The following is a 22,633-nucleotide window of genomic DNA, read 5'->3' as shown; positions in this document are numbered from 1 at the left end:
TGAGTTGTGTTTATACACAATTTGGGTTGAAGGTGATAATTTAGTTGACTACGTCAGAATGGTTAAAAAAGTATAATATAAAATTAAAGAAAAGTTTAGGTCAGAACTTTCTTTCTGTTCCAAAAATTGCAGAAGAAATAGTATGTAAAAGCATGGTTACTGAAGACGATACGGTTATTGAGATAGGAAGCGGAATAGGGATACTTACAGAAGAAATTGCCAAGAGAGCAAAAAGGGTTATCAGTTTTGAGATTGACGAAAGATTTAAACCACTGTTAACAGAAAGGTTGAAAAATTACGATAATATAGAAATGTTTAATATGGATTTTTTGAAAGTAGATTTATCTATGTTTAAAGATTATAAAAACTTAAAATATATTGCTAATATTCCATATTACATTTCTTCACCTATTCTGGAAAAAATACTTAAAGAATCTCCTAAATTTCATTATGCTGTAATGATGTTTCAAAAGGAATTTGGTGAGAGAATGGTAGCCAAATCTGGAAAATCGTACAGTCCGTTGAGTATTTTTGTTCAAATTTACTGTGATATTGAAAAAATAATGAATGTATCCAAAGCAAATTTTGTTCCTATACCAAAAGTTGATTCTGTAGTTTTAAAATTGACCCCGAAATACAAATATATTGAAGAAATAGATCCAGATAAATTTATGAAATTCATACATCAATGTTTTTCTAGTAGAAGAAAAACATTGAAAAATAACTTAAAAAATGTAATTAATAATCCTGAATCAATATTAAAAGAATTAGGACTTAATGAGTTAGTGAGACCAGAAGAAATTCCAATAGAAACGTATATTAGAATGTATAAACTGTTGGAGGGATAGATATGGCTGACCAAGGTGGTCAAGAAAAGAAAGAAAGCAAAATGGAATATGAACAACTTATAGAAGGAAGTAAAGAACAAAAGCCTAGAAATAATAAAGAACGGATAATCATAATTTCTACGATAGTTGCAATTATAGTCGTAGCAGCAATTATAATTATTTCTGTAATGCTTTTAGGTAGAAAATATAAATTAACTATTAATTATTCAATAAATAAGGAAAGTAATTTAACAGAACCTTACAGTAAAATAAAAGTGGAGTTGAATGGATTAAATACATATGAATCGGTTTTCCCTGTTGGTACACCTATTGAGTTAAAAGTTGAAGAAGGTTCCTATGAATTAAACGTTTTAGCAGTAGATGATAACAATATAGCTTATTACTACTATACAGACCCCGCATTTTTTATTAAAGATGATATGTCATTAGATAATATAAAATTAAGTAGAAATCCTATTAAATATACTATTGAATACAAATGGGAAGGCAATGATTTATACATTACTCTTCCAACAGGTTATGATCAATACTTAATCTATAAAAAGAACGCTGCAGGAATATATGAGCCATTTAAAACTGCCCTTCAAAATGTTGTTTTGTTAGGGTCTGTTCCTGAAGATGGATTAGATCTTAAATTTGCAGTAGTAAAAGATAATAAAGTTTTTGGATTTTCAAATCCTTATGTATTTCAGAAAAATGTTCCGCCAACACAACCCACTCTGTTATCTCCAACTGAGAATCAACTGATAGAAGGTGAAAAGGTTTATTTTGTTTGGCAGACTGAGGATTTAGATGGAGATATACTAACTTTTGATATATATTTAAAAGAAGAAGGCCAAGAAGAAAAGTTAATTGCAAGTAATGTTTCTAACTATTTTTATGAATATAATTCATTGGAACCTGGAAAAAGCTATACTTTAAGAGTAGTTGCAAAAGATGGTAAGGGAGGAGAATCTACCTCTCAGATTATGTTTACAACAAAAGAGAAAGCTACAGAAAAAGTATATCTATACTCTCCAAGCGGAAGATATGGAGTTACTATTTATGAGGTTGGAGATCCTAACAATCCTAAGGAGATTGCTAATGTTCAGACCACAGGTAATGTTACTGATGTTATCCAAAATAATGGATACCTATACATTTTAAGGCAAGATGAAGGTATAGACATAGCTGATATTTCTAATCCTGAAAACCCAGTAATAAAGTCAAAACTTGATCTCAAAGGTGCAAATGGTATAAAAATGGCAAATGGTTACTTATATTTAAGGTTTACTGACGATAAAGTAAGTGTCTATTCTATTAAAGAAAACCCTAATAATCCAAAATTTCTTGGTTATACGGACATTAAATTTTATGGCTCAGAAAAACCAGAAATTGTGTATGTAGAAAAACCTATGGATATCAATGTTGAAATTATTAAAGGAGAATATCCAATTCGCATAAATTTAAACAATCGTGTTTACGTTACAGAGTTCTCTCTTGTTGTACCAAATCAAGATATGCAAGCGAAAGTTGAAAAATCATTTTCAAAAGTGTTCGATACTCTCAGAGTGATATTTTCTACTTATTCAGTAGATCAGTTTAAGAAAACCGGAATAGAAAAAGAAATAGAAAATAAGTTATTAGTTGCAATAAACGAGATATTAGGTACTTCTAAAGAAAATGGAGTTAAGCAGGTAAAATTAAGTATTTCTAGAGTAGAGTAATAGCAAAAAATAATTATACAATAAATTCTATTAATAAAAAGTCCGCTAAAAGCGGGCTTTTTTAATTATTATTTAATATTAATGAAAAATATCTTGATTATAATATTACTACCCCTGGGTAGGGGGGTAGTAATCTAAAAATCAAAAATAGGATCTAGAAAATACAAAGAAAAATAGCGAAAGGGTTTGATTATAGTATCAGTTACAATAGCGGTAGAGGGGGAAAAAAATTGAAACATGAAAAAGCATTAAATAAATTAAAAACAGCGAAAGGTCAGCTTGAAGCAACTATTAAGATGGTAGAAGAAGAACGATATTGCATAGATATATCAAAACAACTATTAGCAACGATATCGTTGTTAAAAAATGCCCATGTAGATATTTTGAAGAAACATATTGAAACGTGTTTAAAAGAAGCAATAACTTCCCAAAATCAGCAAGAGATTAATATTAAATTAGAAGAATTAGAAGAAGTTATTAGATATTTAAACAAAACATATTAAATACAGAGGTGTCTTAATATGAAGTCATCAACTGAAACGTCCATAAATAATTCTCTATCCTTATCGCAAGAAAAAGAGATTAGCTTTAGTGTACAAGGAATGACGTGTGCATCTTGTGTTAGAAATGTTGAAAGGGCAATAAAAAAAATAGATGGAGTTAAGTATGTTTCAGTGAATCTGGCAACTGAAAAGGCAATCGTAATCGCCAATGATAAGGTTACAATTGAAGACATAGAAAAAGCGGTAGAAAGCATAGGTTATAAAGTCTCTAGAGAAATGCCTACCGTAAATTTAATAGAAAAAAGATTTAAAGAAGCAAAAAAAGACTTAATGGTATCATTAATTGTTACAATACCGCTGATGATAATTATGATAATTCACATGAGTGGCATTCATATTCCTCATATGACTTTTATTGAGCTATTTTGCGGTGGAATTGTGATCTTTTATCCAGGTAGAAAAACTTTAAAAAGCGCATGGATAGCCTTGTCTCATTTGCATACTAACATGGATACTTTGGTTACAATAGGAGCTCTATCTTCATGGATGACAACCATTTTATTAATATTTGGTTTGAACGTTCAGTCCTTTGGTAGCATTTCTGCTATGTTAATCACCTTAAATCTTCTTGGAAAGTATATTGAATCAAAGATGAAGTATAATGCTTCAAAAGATATTCAAGCCTTATTAGCTTTGAGAGTGGAAAAGGCTAATGTGTTGATGGATGGTGAAATAATAGAGTTGCCCGTAGAAACAATAAAAATAGGAGATATAATAGTAATGAGAACTGGAGAAAAAGTTCCGCTTGATGGAATCATAGTTGAAGGGAAAGCGACTATTGATGAATCTATGGTAACTGGTGAACCTTTACCTGTATATAAAACGGTGGGCGAATATGTAATTAGTGGTACAATAGTTGAATCGGGGGTTATTAAAGTAGAAGTTTCAAGGGTTGGAGAAGATTTGTTTATTAATCAGATGATAAAATTGATAGAAGAAGCACAATCCTCAAAAGTTCCTATTCAAGCCTTTGCAGATAGAATTACCATTTATTTTATTCCTATAGTTTTTTCGATGGCTGTATTGAGCAGTATATTATGGTTTATTAATTATGAAGCATTTCAGCCTTTTTTGCTAAAAGTATCAAATATCTTACCTTGGGTTCTTGTAGATGCAGGACCATTTTCTACGGCTTTATTTACTTTTGTTGCTACTTTGGTAATTGCGTGTCCTTGTGCTTTGGGTTTAGCAACGCCTATGGCACTTCTGTCTGCTAGTAGTTCCGCTGCAAAAAGAGGATTAATAATAAAAAACGGTGAATCGGTACAAATGGCAAAAAATATTGATGTTGTGTTGTTTGATAAAACAGGTACTATCACAGAAGGTCATCCTAGTGTTGTTTGGCATAATTTGGATAATCAAATCCTACAAGTTGTGGCAAAAATTGAAGAAAATTCAACTCATCCTTTAGCTAATGCAATTATTAAGTATGTTAAAGACGAATTAAAAACTGACATGATATCTGATCTAAAATTAGATGAAATCGAAGAAAAGGCAGGACTAGGAATTTATGCAAGATATAAAAAAGACTTGTATTTTATTGGAAAACCAAAAAAGTCTGAAAAGTATATCGATTTTATGAAAAGGGGAGAGACAGTAGTAGAGGTTTTGGTCAATGATGAATTAAGGGGTTATATAAGAATTGCTGATAAAATAAGATCTGGAGCTATTGATACTATAAATAAGCTAAAAAATATGAATATTAAGCCTGTTATTGTAACTGGAGATAATGAAATTACTGCAAAGGCTGTAGCAGAAAAAGTGGGAGTAGACGAGTTTTGGGCAAATGTTAGTCCTAGTGAAAAAGTTAATATAGTTAGAAAATATCAAATTGAAGGAAAAAAGGTTTGTATGATAGGTGATGGAATAAATGATGCTGCAGCATTAAAATCATCAGAAATTGGAATAGCTATTGGTACAGGTACAGATCTAGCCATAGAAAGTGCAGATATAATAATTATTCAAGGGGAAATATCTAAGATAATAGATGCAATTGAGATTTCAAAAATTACTTTTCAAAAGATTAAACAGAACCTTTTCTGGGCTTTTTTTTATAATGTAATAATGATTCCTCTGGCTATGATGGGCCTTATGCATCCGGTTTTATCAGAAATAGCCATGTTTCTGAGTTCGATTAATGTTATTTTAAATTCTAGTACTATTGAAAAAAAATTAAAAGTGAAAGAGGGATAAATATGAGATATGTATTCGATGTTCCAGATATGTCGTGCAATCATTGCAAAACAATTATAGAAAAACAACTTAAATCTTCTGATATAGTAACCAATTATAAGGTAGATTTAAGTAGTAAGAAAGTCGAAGTTGAGACGGAAGGGGCTCCCGAGGAAATTATTGAATTATTGGAAGAAGTTGGTTATACCGCAAAGTTGAGTTAAGTAAGTACTAAAATAAGTCAGAATAAGTAAGATGGCCATCGATTTTTTGGGCGTGTTTAACGGCATTAATGATGGATTTTTCGATTGCTTCTGCTGCTACTTGGGAGATCAATGATATGTCAAAAAAGTCAACTTCAACATTTCCTGTTGATATACAAAATACTGTGTCACCATCAAATAATGAATGGACAGGTTTTATAGTTCGAGCAAATCCATCATTGGCAACTTGTGCAATTTTATTGGCCCATTCTTTTGTCAAACGTGCATTTGTTGCAACTACTGATAAAGTAGTATTTTCTCCTGGGTTCGCCCTAAACATTCTCTTTTTCATAAGATTATATATGTCTAGAAATTTGTTGTTTTCATCAATTGCTCCAGCAATAATTTCTCCATTTTCGTATATATCTCCTGTGGCATTAACAACACTAAGAGCTCCAACTAGAATTCCTTTTCCTAAATCTATCAATGAACTTCCAACGCCACTTTTCATAGAATAATTTTTGCCTGCACCCTTACCAACCATAGCACCAGTTCCAGCTCCTACACTACCTTGTATAACTTCTTGAGTAGTTGCATTGCTTGATGCAATGTATCCTGCTTCTTTATTAGGGCGAATATGTGGATTCCCTATATCTAAGTCATATATAACAGCTGAAGGAACAATAGGTACGGTGATTGTATCTGTTTGAAAACCAATATTCTTCTCCTCAAGGAATTGCATTACTCCCGCTGCTGCGTCAAGACCAAAGGCGCTTCCTCCAGTTAAAAGTATAGCATGAACTTGCTGAACTAAGTTTCCAGTTTTTAACAAATCAGTTTCTCTTGTTCCGGGTGCTGAACCACTTACACAAACACCTGCTACAGCACCATCTTCAACCAGAATGACTGTACAACCAGTAATAGCTTGTAAATCAGTATAGTGACCAACCTTAATACCAGGAACAGCAGTTATAGTATTGTTCATTTGTATTCTTCCTTTTTTACAAAATTTTCAATTTCTTTTTTTAACCTATTAAGCAAAAATCCATATAAATTGGCAAAAACAATATACAATAAAAGCAATAGCCAAGTTAAATTATTTCTTAAAAAGAAGTCATGCAGCAAATATCCAAAGAAATAGTACATTATAAAAAAAGAGGTTACAGAAAAAATAGTAATAAGTGAATGTCTGACAACTTTTTTTTGGAAAGTATTATATATCAAAACAGGTACCATAAAAAGTAAAAAAATACCTATACTTTCAACTACAAATCCGCTTATATTGATTAAGATAATAAGTACAACAGAATAAATTACTGAGTATCCCTTCTTTAAAAAAAGTATTCCAAAAGGCATTAGCATACTGATGATGCTAGGAGCAATTCTGAAAGTTCTTGAGATAATGAACAAAAGATAAAAAATAATGATAAGAAAAGAAGTTTTGACAACAGGATTTATTTTATTTATAGTCATTTTTGAGGAATCTGCTTAAAACCATCGGCAAAAGTCTCCACCAAAACATTCGCACATAGTGTCTACACACACTGTGGCACCTAGACATTGAAGACATTCACCACAACTGGAGGTGTTTCTTCTATAATATCCAGCTCTAAATTTATCAATATCATTTTTAAATTCTTGATTATTTTGGTAATTTAAAAACAGGTTTTTGAAATCGCCTTGGTTTATGTAATCTCGAATAATTTGTTGTTCGTTCATTATACTTTCCCCCGTTCAATATTTGATTGATTATATTTCTATGATAAATTAATGAAAAAGATGCTATTTTTGTACATAAATGGTTGTTATAATTTGCTAGCTCATCAATTTTATCCATCAATTCCTTGGCACATAAATCATAAGTGAAAAGTAATCTTGCCTTTTGATTTTCTTCTAGATGTATAATATTATTAACCTTAAAAGCTTGTGCTATAGCATTGAATTTATTTCTCTTGATGTCTCTATCAAAATCATAGATACTATCTAACATATATATTAAATATCCTGTAACAATAGGCAATGATTCCGGATAACCAGCTGGAAAAAATTTTTGAAATAAGCATTTCATTATTTTTATTGAAGGGTTTGCATAATCATCTAAATCAACATTTAAATTCTCGACTTCTTGTTGAAGATTTATGTAACTTTCAAAAGTTTCTAAAAAAGTCTCATCAAAATAAGACAACAATTTTCCCCTTACAGTATTAATGAGTTTTTGAGGGACAGGGATATTTTCGCTCTTGTAGTCTATTATTTTGCCATAAATAATCAAAATATTTAAATAAGAATATGGTTCTATAAAATCAATTTCTTCAGGTTTATATCTGGTTTTAAAAGTTACAAAAGGACATTTAAACTCTTCAATAGAAATTATAGGATTTTTAAGCATCATGAAAAAAACAATTTCTTTTATTATAAGTGGTCTATAGATTATTCCAAATTGCTCTTTTAATGAATGACATAGTCCACAATAATAATAAAGATAAGTTTTCTTTTCTTCATCTGTTGGATGAAAATAGATTGATAGATATCCATACATTATTATTCTAAGCCTCTCTGTTTTTAATACACACTTATATTTTGCTGCTTTGAAAGAACGTCGTTTCCTATAACTATACTAAAATCAATCAAATAATTGCCACTTCGATCAAGTGTTATATTTCTCACCTCTGACAAGTCGAATACTTGTGTTGTACCTAATTCTGATATGTATATTCTAGTTCTGTCATTATTTTCGTAATTGAAAATCAGTTGATTTTCATAATAAAGTCTGAATTTTATCTGATTGACTTCAAGTGGCATAGGTTTTTTCTTAGAGTTTTTAAGATTCGCCTCAAAATGCAATGAGTCTCCTCTAGAAGTAAAAAGTGGTGTATAAAAGATTAAAGAAAGATCTTTTGTATCATTTTCTATTTTATCAACTACGACAAGAGGAGAATAGTAATTTTGATTAATACTTTCAAATTCGAACACTGAGTTATATATTCCCTGTTCAAAGGTTTTGTTTAAAGGTAGTTTAAAACTTGTACTTTCTAAAGTTTTTAAGTTTAGCGGTCCGAAATAGAAACTCTGATTAAATACCTCTTTTTTCTTGTCATTGATTTTTATATTGCCAGAAAGTTCACTGGTTATTGTTGTATCAGTTCTATTTGCTACTTCTATTGAGAATACGGGGAATTCGTTTGTAAGATAAAACATCTCATTTGTATATACATTCAATATTAGTTTTTGATTATAATAAAAATCACGAGTAAGACTTACATTATCCCCATTGAATAAAAAAGAAGCAGTCACTTGATATTCTCCATCAAGTAATTGCTTTATTTCAGCTTCTTTTAGTAAATCAAAAAGTAACAAGGTTTGAAGAGATTGAATTTGAGTTTCAATAGTCTGTGGAGATGAGAAATCATGAATAACTTTAGAATCCGACTTTCTAATTATTCGAAAATAAAAATTTTCGATTTTTATATAATCACTCTTATTTTTAGTGTTTTGAACATATATTTTTATGTCTAAGGGCTCAGGGTAATAGAAATTATCTTGAGTCTGTAAACTTAGATTTATTCCTTTTTTGGTTATACTATGTGGAAACATAAATCTAGAAAATTTTGGGCCAAATATACTAAAAAAAATAGCAATAGCAGATATAGCTATAATAATGAATAAAGAAAATCTTTCAACCATTTTCTTTGGTTTGTTTTTTTCTTCTCTCTTTCTTTTTTTTTCTTCGTCATATTTTTTCCATTCTTCTGGACTCCTAGAAAAATAAGTCAACTTAATTATCTTCTCCTGACAATATTTTGTCTATCCTTAAAATGAATGTAGATTTGTATAGTATTGATCTTCACTGATTAAACTATTATCTAGTAATTCTCTGAGCCTTATTGAAGGATCTATGTAACTTTCAGTTTGTTTATATTTTTCTTTTATGAAAGAGATACTTTTATTTATAGAAATATCTCTTTTTAAGTTATCTGTTACTATAAGAGCTTCGAATACGGTTACATATCCCCTTTTACCAGTGAAGTAACAGGTATTACACCCTTTTCCATTACAATGCTCACATTTTTTGGGTATTAGACGTTGATTCAGCAAAAGATCTATACTTTCTGATAGATTTTTTAATTCTACACCGAGCATTTTTAATCGCTGAAGAATCAAAAAAACATTCTTTGTATGAATAGTTGAAAAAACTAAGTGTCCAGTAACTGCAGAGTCAAACAAGAGTTTTGCAAAATTATTTTCTCTGATTTCACCCACAACAATAACGTCAGGATCTTGTCTTAGTATGTATTTTAAGATATTAATTTTGTCACTTTCATCTTTAGAAGATATTTGTACGATATCAGGATTAATATATTCTATAGGATTTTCTATACTATGGACCTTTCTGTTATTTTTGAATTTATTGACAACATAATGCATGGTAGTAGTTTTTCCCGAACCAGTCGGTCCAGAAAAAATAAGGACTTTTGATTTTTCACTTATCAGCTTTTCAATATTGGATTTTATTGATGGTTCTAGATCAACCTTAATATCGTTTATATTTTTTAGTTTTCTTAAAACACAACTTATACCAAGAGAGGATTTAACAAAAGATACTCTAAAATTAATGTTATTAAAATTAAAAGAACCATCAATATTTTTGAAGTCTTTAATTATGTCAAATCCGCAATTAATCAACAATTTATTTAAGAACACATCATACTCATAATGACTCATAGGGCTTAAATCTACCAAATTGCCACAATATCTTGTTCTAACCCCTACATCGTTGTTATTAGGTTCAAAGTGAAAATCAGTGATGTTTTCATCATTATAGTTATGAAAAAATTTGCCTACAATGTCTTCTTCAACCATAAAACTATTTTCGTTTCTATGGTATAGATTGTATATATCGAAATCATTTTTTTTCATAATTAATCTCTTGACTTAATTATTCGGTTTTTTCAGCAATTGATTCTTCTGCATGGTCTTTTATGTATCTATTTAATTTTTCTATCTCTTCCTCTACAATTCCTCTACCAAAATGTCTATAAAGTGCAGGCTGTTCATATAAATCAATATAATTCTCTTCTCCAGGAAGTTTATCGTATCCAGATGCAATAATAGTGACTTTTATTAAATCATCTGGTAGTTTATCATCTATAGTAATTCCCATTTTAAGTTTTGCATCATCGACTGCATATGAGCGAAGTATTTCATTAATTATTCTTACATCTTGAGTAGTAGGATTTTTACCAGATATATTTACAAGTGCTGCGGTAGCATTTCTTACTGGATCTTCTAATATTTTACTATTTAATGCATTTCTTATAGCTTCTTCTGCTCTTTTTTCTCCTTTTCCAAGACCAATTCCCAACATTGCAGAACCTTTTATTTTTAGTACTGAAGCAACGTCGGCAAAATCAAGATTAATCATACCTGGTTTAGTAATTAAGTCAGAGATACCTGTTATTGCTTGAAGCAATATTTCATCGGCTTTTTCGAAAGCCTTATCAATAGGTATGTCTTCATCATTGTCTATAAGTTTATCATTAGAAATTTTAATTAAACTGTCTACATAACGTTTCGTTTCATGAAATCCTTTTAAAGCGATTCTTTCTTTAGTTGAGCCTTCAAAATGAAAAGGTGTAGTTACTATAGCTACAGTTAAAATACCTAATTGAGTAGCTAGTTCAGCTATAACAGGAACTGCACCGGTTCCCGTTCCGCCACCTAAGCCCGCTGTAATAAATAAAAGGTCGGTATCTTGTAGAATGTCTCTTATTTCTTCAATACTTTCCAAAGCAGCTTTCCTCCCAATTTCCGGATCTCCACCAGCACCTAATCCTCTAGTTAATTCTTTTCCTAACTGAATTTTGATAGGAGAATCGATATTTTCTAATACTTGTACATCCGTATTTGCAGAGATCAACTCTACATCTCTAATTCCTTTTTTAACCATTCTTTGAATTGCATTGTTACCTGCTCCACCTACGCCAAATACTTTTATTTTATATGTAGTTTTTTTTGTGAAAAGTTTTTTTTGCCTGTCAATTTCTTCAATTTCAAACGGCATCCTCGTCACCCCCAGTTATCTTTTTGATAAATGTTTTAAAAGTATTCCCTTTAGTAGATGCTTTGGGTTTTTGTGAAGATTCGGAAGAAATAGATTCTCTTGATCTTTCATAAAAACTTTCTTCAATCAAGTCAAGACGATATCTTTCAACGATGCCAAATACTGAGAGATAAGTAGAATCTTTTTTAATCTCTTCGGGCACATCCCTAAAGTAATCAAGAGATACTAAAGAGCTTTTTCTGTAATTTTCACCCATAAGTTCTCTAATAGTTTGATCGATATTTCTGATTTTTGAACCTCCTCCAGTTAACACAATACCTCCTTGCAAAGCACCTATTTCATAAGTTTTTTCGTAGCTAATTCTTGATAATTCGCCATTTAATCTACTAATTATTTCTCTAACTCGAGCGTATATTATTTTATTTAAAAGTCCAAGAGATGTATAAGAATATCCAGTGCCTGTTATAGGTTGGAATTCCACTTTTTTAATAGTCCTCGTATCTCTTAGACAAGCACCTTCCTCTGTTAACAACCTGTGAGCTTCTTTTTCAGAAACTTTTAGGACATTTGAAATATCTTTTAATATATATTTAATTCCATAGGGAAAAGAATAAAATAATTTAGGTATACCATCCTTGAAAATGATGGTTCTTGATGAATTATATCCTAAATCTATTACTGTTATTCCGACATTTCTATCATTAGGAGTTGTAGTCGCATAACTAGCAGATAAAGTTGAGTCATAAAGAGGAATTTGAGAAGAAGGAACAACATCCTTCAAAACGTTTATAAGTAAAGAGAAAGAATTTTCATCAACCCAGACGATATTTAAAGAAGTTGTCAAAGAACTTTCAGCATAAAATGAAACTGGATTTTTTACTGTTTTATTATCTATCATGAACTTTACAAACGAAGAATCTAAGATGATTTTTCCTTCATCGATATACTTTTTAGTGATATTTTTTTTAATATTTTGTAATTCTTTCTCCCTTATCTCTGTTCTTTTACTAAATTCAACGGTAAAGTTTTCTTGAGTAATGTTTAAATTATTAGTCGAGTATCCAACAATTATTTCAACATTTTTAAGTTTTCTTTCAGAACTTTGTTTAAGATACTCTATAAGAGTAACTAAAGTTCGCCTAAGAGATTCCATATCTTGAATCTCTCCGTTTATAATTCCTTCTACTGGCAAAGCAGCGTTGACAATAGGTCTTATATATCCTTCTTCATCAACTTCAAAAAGCATTCCTTTTAATAAAAAACTACCGATATCTATACCTATTAAATAATTTTTGGCCATATTAAAACCCCCGATCGTGTACATTAAAAATAGATTGCCCCATCAAAACATATTCACCACCATTTAAATCTTGAAAAAAATTAACATTATAACCTTTTAAATAAATGGTAATATCTTCCAAATTATAGTAATTTAATATAATATTATTATAACAAAAGATTTCTTTTTTAGGAAAATTAATGCTATCAATTTGTGGAATCCAAAAAATCTTTTTTATAAAATCAGTTTCTTTTTTTCTTAACTCTTCATCATTACTAAATTCTACTTTTATAAACTTTGGATACTCAATATCGCTAATAAAAGTAATGTCATCAAAGATGTCATAATAGAAATATCTGTTATTAAAAGAAATATAATATACACTCTTATCAACGTTAATTTTAAGTGGTTGACTTATTACCTTATTATTATACACAAAAAATCTATTAAATAAATGAAAATACACTAATGCTAAAAAAGACAAATAAAAGACTAATAATATTATCTTTTTCGCCTTCATTATACATCTAACTCTTTCACCTTATATGCATTATTTTCGATAAATTCTCTCCTTATGGCTGGATCATCTCCCATAAGTATTTCGATAATTTCATTAGATGATTCTAGGTCTTGAATAGTTATTTTAACAAGTTTTCTTGAATTTTTGTCCATTGTAGTTTCTCTAAGTTGATCCGGATTCATTTCTCCTAATCCTTTATATCTTTGGATCTTCCACTTTTTGTTTGCGTACGTTTGTTTGAGATTTTCAAGTTCTGCCTCATTGTATAAGTAAAAATGTTCATTTCCTACCTCAAATCTATATAAAGGCGGTTGAGCTATGTACACGTGACCTTCTTCAATAAGGGGCCTCATATATCTATAAAAAAAGGTTAATATTAAAGTGCGAATGTGAGCACCGTCAACATCAGCATCTGTCATTATGATTATTTTCCCGTATCTTAACTTTGATATATCAAATTCATCACCAATACCCGTACCTAGAGCAGTAATAATATTTGTAATTTGTTCGTTCTTTAAAAGTTTTAACAAATCCGCTTTTTCCACGTTAAGAATTTTACCCCTTAATGGTAGTATAGCTTGGTAATACCTATCTCTTGCCTGTTTTGCGTTTCCACCAGCAGAGTCTCCTTCAACTATAAAAAGCTCGGATTCTTCAAGATTTTTGGAGGTACAGTCAGCCAATTTTCCTGGGAGTGTTGTACTCTCAAAAATAGTTTTTCTTTTTATGTTTTCTCGTGCTTTTTTTGCAGCAATTCTCTTTTTAAATGCAAAGTTAATTCGTTCGAGGATTTTTTTTGCTTCCTTTGGATTGGCATCGTAATAAAGAGATAATTTTTCGCTTGTAATTTGATTGACGGCTTCACGTGCAACTTTTGAACCAAGTCTTCCTTTGGTTTGTCCTTCAAATACTGGTTCAGCCATTTTTACATGCATGATGGTTATTAAGCCTTCTCTGACATCGTCACCACTAAAATTTTCATCATTTTCTTTTAAAATGCCGTACTTTCTAGCAAACTCATTTGATAAACGTGTTAAAGCTTGTTTAAAACCAGATTCGTGTTCTCCTCCATCAATAGTTTTAATATTATTGACAAAAGATATTATTTCACTATCTTCAGATTGTGTATAAACAAGCTCTATTTCAACCTGAATATCAGGTTCATCTTTTTTATAAGAATAAGATCCAGCTAAATAAATAGGTTGAGCAACAGGCTCTTTCTTTCTCTTTTTTAGAACATAATTTATAAATTCTTCTAATCCACCCTCAAAATGAAACTCTTCTTTATAATCTCTTTTTTTATCTTCAAAAATGATTTTTAGATTAGGATTTAGAAAGGCAATTTCTCTTAACCTATTCTCTATTAGTCTTGATTCAACAACCACGTCTCCATCATCAAAAATCTCCTTATCAGGCAAAAATTTTACATAAGTTCCAGTTCTATCCGTTTCTCCTAATTCTAAAACTTCTGTTTGAGGAATACCTCTTGAATATCTTTGATAATAGATTTTTCCATCTCTATAAACCTTTACTTCAAAATATTCAGATAAGGCATTAACTACAGATGCGCCAACACCATGTAGACCTCCGCTCACTTTATAAGCCTTTTTATCAAACTTACCTCCAGCATGAAGAGAGGTCATCACTAGTTCTAAGGTATTTTTCTTTTCGATAGGATGCATACCAACAGGTATTCCTCTACCATTATCTTCAACTTCAATAGAATTATCTTCATTTATTGTAACTCTTATTAAATTACAATAACCATTTATATGTTCGTCTATTGAATTATCGATTATTTCGTAGACTAAATGATTTAGTCCAGCTTTACCAGTTGAACCTATGTACATTCCGGGTCTTAATCTAACAGCCTCGAGTCCTTTTAAAACTTTTATCTGTTCAGCGGAATAATCTTTTTCTTTTTCGATCATTAAAGCACCTCCAAATTGTTTCGATTAGACAAGTTTTATTTTTTTTATTTCATCTGAACCAAAAATTTGATTAATTTTTTTTAAGATTTCATTTTCTCTAAATACTATTTCTTGTTTAACAAAATTATTGGAACAAGACAATAATAATGCACGTTCATTTATTGAATAATTAACAACTTTAACTTCCTGAATTAAATTTTCAGGTAGAAAATTATAAGATTCGTCTCGTAATTTTGATATAACATATATTTTTTTTAGTGAAGGGTTTTTGAAAGATAATTTTTTTAAAACCTCTTCAAATTTTTCTTCCATTTTCAGACTACTTCTCCCGAAGAATTTTAAAATTATTCAAATTCATCTAGAGTCTTAGTTATAAAATCCTTCCAATTAGCAATTAAAGCTTCGGTAACTACACCTGGAACGGTAAATGTAAAGTGAGGGAAAATTCTTCTCACTGGGACAATACCTCTTGAGGTATGACTGAGAAATATTTCATCAGCAGATAGTAGCTCCCACACCTCAACATTAGGTTTTTCTTCTATTTCCATTGATAATTCTCTTGCTAACTCTAACACACTGTGTCTAGTTATACCAGCAAGTATACCAGTTGATAAATGTGGTGTAATTAATACACCACTACTTACATAAAAAATGTTTGAAAAAGTACATTCAGCTACGTAACCAAATTCATTTAAGATGATTGATTCATAATAATAATCATATTTTTTATGGATATATTTAACTGAATTGTTTAATGGAGTTTTTACATAATATGGAATAATAGAAAAATGTGGTTTTCTTTCTCTAGCTATATTAACGACTACCCCTTCTTCAATTATATCAATGTCTTCTTCCAGTTCTTCTACAAAACAGTAAAAAGTGTCATAATTCGAAGTGAAAGGGGTTACAAAGATTTTAAATCTATATTCATTATAATTATGAATTTTCTCGGCTTGTTCCAAAACCAATTTTATCTTTTCAAGTGATGGAACGTCAAACCCCATAAAATTAGCGGATTTTTTAAGTCTATCATAATGACTTCTTAAACGATAAGGTATACCATAATATGTCCTAATAACCTCATAAACAGAGTAACCGCTAACAAAACCTTCATCGTCTGCGCTAACAAGAGGATATTCAACCCATTCGTTTCCATTATAAAACATTTGATATCACCCCTTCACTTCCTTCAGAGATAGAAATAATCTTAGATTTTAAAAAAATGCCTCTAAAATCGGATTCACAATTACCATTTTTAAGATATATTTTATGAGGGATATAATACTCGTCATATCCCAACAGATAACCATTTTTTACATCTTCTATAAGAACTGTATGTTCAGAAGAAACCAACTGAGATAAATACTCTTTTCTTGAAAATTGGGCATTTTTTGTAAGTTCAATCATCCGATCTTTCTTATCACTACCAGAGATTTGGTTATCCATTTTAAAAGCAGGAGTTCCTTCTCTAGCAGAAAATCTAAAACCATGAACTTTTAGGATTTTAAGATCTTTAACTGAATCAAACAAAATTTTTAAATCTTCTTCATTTTCACTAGGAAAACCAACTATTAAATCACAAGTGATTGAAAATTTTGAATCTAATTTTCTCAGTTTTTCAATAGAATTAAGAATGTCTTTTCTCTTATAGTTTCTACCCATCAAATTCAAAATACGATCTGAAAAATGTTGAATAGATAGATGTAGATGTTTTTCAAAAATAGAATAATTGGTTAATATATATGCTAAATTATCAGATACATCATTTGGATACAATGATGTTAATCTTATCCTGATATTCTCATCCTTGAAAGTATCTCCAATCGTTTTTAATAAATCTTCGAAAGACTCAGAGTTATCTAGGCCGTAACAAGTTAAATTTGTTCCTGTTAATACAATTTCCTTATATCCTTTGTTGATCAAATTTTGTATTTTATTAATGATATCTTTTTTTGATAAACTAATTATTTTAGTTCCACGAAGTAGCCTTATCTTGCAAAAAGCACATCCATTTATACAACCTTCTTCAATAGGTAAGAAAAACCTTGTCCTATTTCCATACGATTCTTCAGGAACCAAAATTTTAGTATCGTTTTGTAGCCAGAAAAATTTTTCTGAATAAACGCCTTCTTTATCAAAATATAGTTCAATATCTTTTTTTTCTAGGTTACCCAGTACCAAATTTGCTCCAATTGAACGTAATTCTAAAGGATCAGAGTTTGCGTAACAACCTATAGCTATGATTTTTGCATTTTTATTTGATTTTCTTATCCTTCTAATAGTTTGACGTACTTTTCTTTCAGCTTCAGAAGTTACTGAACAGGTGTTGAGTATATAAGCATCTGATTTACCATTCTTTTCTTCAAAAATAATGTCAAACTCTTTAGACAATTTTTCAGATATATATTGAGATTCGGCTTGATTCATTTTGCAGCCGAATGTTATCAAAGATATTCTTTCTTTCATTACATAAATTCCTCCATTTGGTAAAGCAATAGATGAATTATTTGGGAAATAAAAATAAAAAATAAATATCAGCAAAGAAATTCGTTTCTAAGATAGATAAGATTATATTTTGCTTTTAATATTATACCATAATAAAACTAATAATTATTAACCAAAAAATTAAAATAACGGGTCATGAAAACCCGTTATTTTAAAGATATTTAATGTAGTTTTACATTAGTATATTATGCTCGTTTATCTATAGCCAATTTTTCCTCATTCTCTGCATAACGCCTCATTCTTGTTTCGTAGTTATAAACACCTCTTTTTGACGGATATCTTTCCGAATATCCTTCCTCATACCATAATTTGTCTGCGTATTTTTTCCATTCATCTGCAAGTTGATCTAATTCAGGAGCTAGTTCATTTATGGTTCTCTCGCTACCAGGATGTTGAGGAATAGCATTATATTTCTTAATCATAGCTCTAAATACTTTTGGATTATCTATTATTGGACAAGGTCTGAAAAGGTTGTCAGAATATGGAATAGTTCTTTTGTATGCTTCAAAGAAAGGAGATTTTAGAATTTCTAAAATACTCTTTTCTCTGATATTATCAACTGCAAATTGTTGGAATACACATGGTTCTACATAACCTTTGGCATTTACGTGTAGATATTTTGCCCCAGATGCTAAACAACCATTTGTTAGAAATCCGTGGTTCCAAAAATCCGCAACAAATGCAAATTTACCGCTTAGTCTTAATTCCTCTGTTTTATAGAATCTTTCATATCTTTGCTCTGGCGTAGGAACTAAATCCATTGATGCATCAGCACCGACAGGCATGAATTGGAATACCCATGTATAACTAACGTTGTTTTCTCTTAAAAAGTCCCAAAACTCATCACTCATGATAACATCGTGATTTTTGCGAGTTGCTGTCACAGAAGCACCATAAATTAATTTGTATTTTGTTAGTATTTCCCAGGCATTTTTTATTTTATCAAAAACGCCTTTTCCTCTTCTCCAATCTGTCATTTCTTCGAATCCCTCAATTGAAATAGCAAGCGTTGAATTACCGAGTTCAGCCATCTTTTTTGCATTTTCTTCTGTTACAAGAGTACCATTTGTGTAAATTAAGAAGTAAGAATCTTTAAAATGTTCTAGTACGTCGAAAAGATATGGATAAACAAACGGTTCTCCACCGGTTATTATAAAGAAATAAATTCCAAGATCGTTAAATTGTTTAATAACATCAAATATTTCCTCTTTAGAAAGCATGTATTTATGACCGTAAAGTGCTGCATAACAGCCAACACATCTCAAATTACAAGCATAAGTTGGAGAAATAACCCCTAGCTTAGGTAAGACCGTTTGATGCTCATGCATTAAATCTTGTCTGACTTTTTCACCTATTGCAAATTCATTAATAATTAAATTGCTTATTATTTTTTCTACGACTTTTGGTTCGGATTTTTTGAAAAGCTCCGACCAATTCATCAACATAGGATCATGATTTTCTGCTCCTTCTGCTAACTTTCTTAGACCGCTTTTTGCGGGTTCTTTAGCTAACTTAGATAATGTCCAAAAAAGGGTAGCAAGCTGATCTATGTCTGCTTTTCTGACAACATTTGACACTATTTTGGAGCTTTGTCTTAACATCATATTTTTCATAGAATCAATAACCGCCATTTTACACACCTCCGAATTTTTTGAATATTAATTATTCACCCGAAAACACCAATTGATAATAATTAACAAATAAAAAGAATTATTTAGCAAGGCAAAGAACAATTTTTCTAACATTTTCTTGTATTTCTTCATCTGAAATCTCTACACCAAAGGCCTTATAAATTACTAAGCCATCAAACATTGCCTGAAGCATTAAGGCACTTGATTTAGATTTGAATATTTTTTCAAAGTTGCTTAGAATTTTATTATAATAGTCTTTAAAAGTTTTTGTCAAAGATTGCATCATAGATGGATCATGAGTTGAATTTAAAAGTATTTCTAGCAATCGTAATAAATCACTTGAGGGAAAACTTGACAAAATTTCTGAGTAAATTTGGGTATAAATATCAGCACTTTTTTCCAAACAATCAGAAGTAGAATCAGATGTTTTTTCTTCGAAAAAATGTAACATTTTTTCCATTAGAGCAGTAAAAGCTGCAACTATTAATGCATTTTTGTTTTTAAAATAATTGTATAAAGATCCTTTTGAAACATTGCAAGCCACTGCAACATCTTCCATAGTAAAATTAGCTAAACCTTTTTTACTAATTAATTCTAAGGTCTTTTCAGATATATATTTTTTCTTTTCAATTTTATCTACAGAGTCCATATAATTAGCCATGTTACCACCTCATTTTATGACTGACCGTTCAGTCATCTATTATTATACACCATTATTATTTATTTTTCAAATACGATAAAAATTATCGGCTTATATAACGTTCAATAAATTTAGGATGTAAAAATCTGTTACTAAAGCAATTAAAAAAAGATATATATTCAAATATTATATTTCGTTCATTATTATTCAGAATTTAACTAATAAGCAACATTCAATTAAAAAAATAATTAATAAATTTATATATCTCTATAATACTCTCTATTTAATCGATGCAAAGGTATATTCAATCGCACTTACTTATGATATAATTAATTGAATGTAATTTGTTATTTGTAGATAAAAGAAAATAGAAATAAAGATTCTTATCAAGATAGAGTTTTGAATTTTAATGGGTTTTAGGGCGGAGCCCTCACTCATTCCTTGGTACAAGTACCAAATTAAAAATAAAGATTTTCAGCAAATGGAATTTTGAATTTCTAAAATGAGTAAAAATGTTAATTTTGAGGAGGAAATATTTTGAATAATATTGTAATAGTTAGAGTAGATGAAATTGGGTTAAAAAGTGGAAATAAAATGCTTTTTATGAAACAATTAAAGAATAATATAGAAAGTAAATTCAAAGACCTCTTCTCATGTAAAATATTAGGTAACAGAATATATTTATTTCCAAAAAAGACTTTTAATAATAGAGATTTAGATAATTTAGGTAAAATATTTGGTATTAGTTCTTATTCGGTTGCCAAGAAAATAGATAAAGATTTTGAAAAAATGGAAGAAGAAGCTTATAAGCTAGTTATAGAAGCACTTAACAATGATTTTGATTCTTGCAAGTCTTTTAGGGTTTCTGTAAATAGAGCAGATAAATCTTTTCCAATGATAAGTCCAGAAATTGCAGCTAGAATTGGGGAATATGTATTATCTAATATTCCAAGTTTAACAGTTGATTTAACACAACCCGATATTAATATCGAAATAGATATAAGACCGGAAGGGGTATATTTATTTAAAGAACGAGTTAGGGGACCAAGTGGATTACCAGTAGGTGTTTCTTCTACAGGAACAGTTCTTCTGTCAGGAGGAATAGACAGTCCCGTTGCTGCTTTACTTATGTTAAGAAGAGGCATGGTTATTAATGGGGTTAATTTTTACAGTCCACCTTTTACAGGTCCAAAATCGTTAGATAAAATAATTAAAATTAGTTCAATTATATCTGAATATACACCGTTTCCTTTTCATCTTTATGTTGTACCTTTAACTAAAATTCAAATGTTATTCAAAGATTTGGAGGAGAATCAATTTTCAGTAGTCCTTCAAAGAAGATCTATGATGAGAATTGCTGATAAAATATCGAATCTTACTGGAACAAAAGTCTTAATTACAGGAGAAAGCTTAGGTCAAGTTGCTTCTCAAACGGTTGAAAATATATTAACAATTTCTGAAAGTACACAAAAAGTTATTTTTAGGCCGCTTATAGGATCAACAAAAAATGAAACTATTGAAATATCAAAAAAATTTGGTCTGTATGAGACATCCATACTTCCATACGAAGATTCATGCAGTGTTTTTGTACCTCAAAATCCTGCTACAAAAGCTCAATTGAGAAAGATTAAACAAATTGAGTCTTACCTACCTGAAGTTAGTGTGTTAGAAGATGAGGTTATAAATGAATCTAAAAAATATGAGATAAGAGATGGAAAAATAGAGGAAATTGATGTCTTTAAGATGGTGAAAGGTGGGATTCTATGAAAAAGATTTGGACTGCAATTAAAGGAACATTTTTTGCTATATGGTTATTTTTTGGTTTTGTTGGAGTGGTTATAATATATGGAAGTTATGTCTTAATAAAGGCTAAAATATTAGAAAAGAGAAAGGGAGAAGAAGCATCACGGGAATATGTAAGAAAAGTTGTTTCTTGGTTTGGAAGAGCGGCATTTCACTATTTGTGGAGTGAAGTAACTGTTTTCGGTAAAGAGAATATCCCTGACAAAGGGCCATATGTAATTGTGGCAAATCATCAAAGTATTTTCGATATTCCTTTGATTTTAGGCTACATTTATCCAAGTGGATTTATTGCAAAAAAAGAGCTTTTGAAAGTCCCACTTCTTGGAACATTTATAAAAAAACTTGGTTCAATACTTATTGACAGAGATAGCCCAACAAGTGGAGCTATAGCATTAAAAAATTTTGCTAGAATTACTCAAACTGGAGATGTAATTACAATATTTCCAGAAGGTACGCGGAGTATAGATGGAAAAGTTAATGAGTTTAAGAAAGGTTCTCTTTTAGTCCCTTATAGATATAATATTAAAATTTTACCTGTTACTATAGATGGTACTATTGGAATGAACAAAAAGGGTAGTATTTTAATCAAACCCGGAAAGGTAAAATTATACATTCATAATGTCATTGAGCCAAAGACCTTTTCAAGTGAGGCGGAGTTGAGAGCTCATGTGCAAAATGTAATCAGCAGACAAATAGCTCAAAATTCCTTAACTAAAGCGAGTTAGTAATCTCTTATAATATTTTTTGAATTTTTGTAGAAAACCAGCTGAA

At 30.0% G+C, this 22,633-nt stretch carries 21 protein-coding genes; 7 read left to right on the top strand and 14 right to left on the bottom strand.

All coding sequences use genetic code 11. From position 1 onward, the window contains the following. Positions 1-44: 44 nt before the first annotated feature. The 5 genes from rsmA (at position 45) to DTL3_RS09040 (ending at position 5,513) form a co-directional block, all read left to right on the top strand. Positions 45-848 carry a 16S rRNA (adenine(1518)-N(6)/adenine(1519)-N(6))-dimethyltransferase RsmA gene (gene rsmA, locus DTL3_RS09060; RefSeq protein WP_045088431.1) on the top strand — a complete coding sequence of 268 codons (804 nt, stop codon included), beginning with the start codon at positions 45-47 and terminating at the stop codon, positions 846-848. Between the two features lie 2 nt (positions 849-850). Beyond that, complete coding sequence (locus tag DTL3_RS09055; RefSeq protein ID WP_045088430.1) at positions 851-2,554, top strand: fibronectin type III domain-containing protein; 1,704 nt, start codon at positions 851-853, stop codon at positions 2,552-2,554. A gap of 230 nt (positions 2,555-2,784) precedes the next feature. Beyond that, complete coding sequence (locus DTL3_RS09050; protein WP_045088429.1) at positions 2,785-3,057, top strand: metal-sensing transcriptional repressor; 273 nt, start codon at positions 2,785-2,787, stop codon at positions 3,055-3,057. Between the two features lie 18 nt (positions 3,058-3,075). Continuing rightward, complete coding sequence (locus tag DTL3_RS09045) at positions 3,076-5,310, top strand: heavy metal translocating P-type ATPase (RefSeq protein WP_045088428.1); 2,235 nt, start codon at positions 3,076-3,078, stop codon at positions 5,308-5,310. Positions 5,311-5,312: 2 nt separating this feature from the next. After that, positions 5,313-5,513, top strand: a complete 201-nt coding sequence (locus tag DTL3_RS09040) for a heavy-metal-associated domain-containing protein (RefSeq protein ID WP_045088427.1) — start codon at positions 5,313-5,315, stop codon at positions 5,511-5,513. Between the two features lie 7 nt (positions 5,514-5,520). Here the strand turns inward: DTL3_RS09040 and DTL3_RS09035 are convergent, their stop codons facing one another. The 14 genes from DTL3_RS09035 to DTL3_RS08970 all read right to left on the bottom strand — a co-directional run bounded on the left by DTL3_RS09035 (position 5,521) and on the right by DTL3_RS08970 (position 20,080). Further along, positions 5,521-6,477 (bottom strand): P1 family peptidase, encoded by a 957-nt coding sequence (locus DTL3_RS09035; RefSeq protein ID WP_045088426.1) that lies wholly within the window; start codon positions 6,475-6,477, stop codon positions 5,521-5,523. After that, entirely contained in the window at positions 6,474-6,965 is a 492-nt protein-coding gene (locus DTL3_RS09030; RefSeq protein WP_045088425.1) for a hypothetical protein, read from the bottom strand. Before DTL3_RS09030 ends, DTL3_RS09035 begins: the two co-directional genes overlap by 4 nt. Positions 6,966-7,134: 169 nt before the next feature. Next, entirely contained in the window at positions 7,135-8,031 is an 897-nt protein-coding gene (locus tag DTL3_RS09025; protein ID WP_045088424.1) for a DUF5685 family protein, read from the bottom strand. 23 nt (positions 8,032-8,054) lie between these two features. Further along, entirely contained in the window at positions 8,055-9,266 is a 1,212-nt protein-coding gene (locus tag DTL3_RS09020; protein WP_045088423.1) for a hypothetical protein, read from the bottom strand. A 36-nt stretch (positions 9,267-9,302) separates the two neighbouring features. Beyond that, complete coding sequence (locus DTL3_RS09015) at positions 9,303-10,409, bottom strand: ATPase, T2SS/T4P/T4SS family (RefSeq protein ID WP_045088422.1); 1,107 nt, start codon at positions 10,407-10,409, stop codon at positions 9,303-9,305. A 19-nt stretch (positions 10,410-10,428) separates the two neighbouring features. Then, positions 10,429-11,553 carry a cell division protein FtsZ gene (ftsZ, locus tag DTL3_RS09010; protein ID WP_045088421.1) on the bottom strand — a complete coding sequence of 375 codons (1,125 nt, stop codon included), beginning with the start codon at positions 11,551-11,553 and terminating at the stop codon, positions 10,429-10,431. After that, a complete protein-coding gene (locus DTL3_RS09005) occupies positions 11,543-12,853 on the bottom strand; it encodes a cell division protein FtsA (protein WP_045088420.1) in 1,311 nt (436 codons plus the stop codon). The genes ftsZ and DTL3_RS09005 overlap by 11 nt, the downstream gene beginning before the upstream one ends. Position 12,854: 1 nt before the next feature. Further along, positions 12,855-13,268: a hypothetical protein gene (locus DTL3_RS09000; protein WP_171820612.1), complete on the bottom strand. Its 414-nt coding sequence runs from the start codon at positions 13,266-13,268 to the stop codon at positions 12,855-12,857. An 83-nt stretch (positions 13,269-13,351) separates the two neighbouring features. Next, a complete protein-coding gene (locus DTL3_RS08995) occupies positions 13,352-15,283 on the bottom strand; it encodes a DNA gyrase/topoisomerase IV subunit B (RefSeq protein ID WP_045088418.1) in 1,932 nt (643 codons plus the stop codon). Between the two features lie 24 nt (positions 15,284-15,307). Then, positions 15,308-15,595 (bottom strand): DciA family protein, encoded by a 288-nt coding sequence (locus DTL3_RS08990; RefSeq protein ID WP_045088417.1) that lies wholly within the window; start codon positions 15,593-15,595, stop codon positions 15,308-15,310. 32 nt (positions 15,596-15,627) lie between these two features. Then, the gene (locus DTL3_RS08985) at positions 15,628-16,449 is read right to left on the bottom strand and encodes an aminotransferase class IV (protein ID WP_045088416.1); all 822 of its coding nucleotides are present in this window, start codon (positions 16,447-16,449) and stop codon (positions 15,628-15,630) included. Beyond that, positions 16,439-17,749: a tRNA (N(6)-L-threonylcarbamoyladenosine(37)-C(2))-methylthiotransferase MtaB gene (mtaB, locus tag DTL3_RS08980; protein ID WP_045088415.1), complete on the bottom strand. Its 1,311-nt coding sequence runs from the start codon at positions 17,747-17,749 to the stop codon at positions 16,439-16,441. The genes DTL3_RS08985 and mtaB overlap by 11 nt, the downstream gene beginning before the upstream one ends. Positions 17,750-17,973: 224 nt before the next feature. Further along, positions 17,974-19,419 carry a radical SAM/SPASM domain-containing protein gene (locus DTL3_RS08975; protein ID WP_045088414.1) on the bottom strand — a complete coding sequence of 482 codons (1,446 nt, stop codon included), beginning with the start codon at positions 19,417-19,419 and terminating at the stop codon, positions 17,974-17,976. 79 nt (positions 19,420-19,498) lie between these two features. Beyond that, complete coding sequence (locus tag DTL3_RS08970; protein ID WP_045088413.1) at positions 19,499-20,080, bottom strand: TetR/AcrR family transcriptional regulator; 582 nt, start codon at positions 20,078-20,080, stop codon at positions 19,499-19,501. Between the two features lie 516 nt (positions 20,081-20,596). On the opposite strand from DTL3_RS08970, the gene thiI reads away from it, so the two are divergent. Together thiI and DTL3_RS08960 are read left to right on the top strand one after the other, a co-directional pair. Further along, positions 20,597-21,826 carry a tRNA uracil 4-sulfurtransferase ThiI gene (gene thiI, locus DTL3_RS08965; protein ID WP_052670475.1) on the top strand — a complete coding sequence of 410 codons (1,230 nt, stop codon included), beginning with the start codon at positions 20,597-20,599 and terminating at the stop codon, positions 21,824-21,826. Further along, positions 21,823-22,587, top strand: coding sequence for a lysophospholipid acyltransferase family protein (locus DTL3_RS08960; RefSeq protein WP_045088412.1), 765 nt, complete (start codon positions 21,823-21,825; stop codon positions 22,585-22,587). The genes thiI and DTL3_RS08960 overlap by 4 nt, the downstream gene beginning before the upstream one ends. Positions 22,588-22,633 lie beyond the last annotated feature (46 nt).

The organism is Defluviitoga tunisiensis (assembly GCF_000953715.1).
GTDB lineage: Bacteria > Thermotogota > Thermotogae > Petrotogales > Petrotogaceae > Defluviitoga > Defluviitoga tunisiensis.
This window is presented reverse-complemented; position numbering and strand designations above follow the sequence as displayed.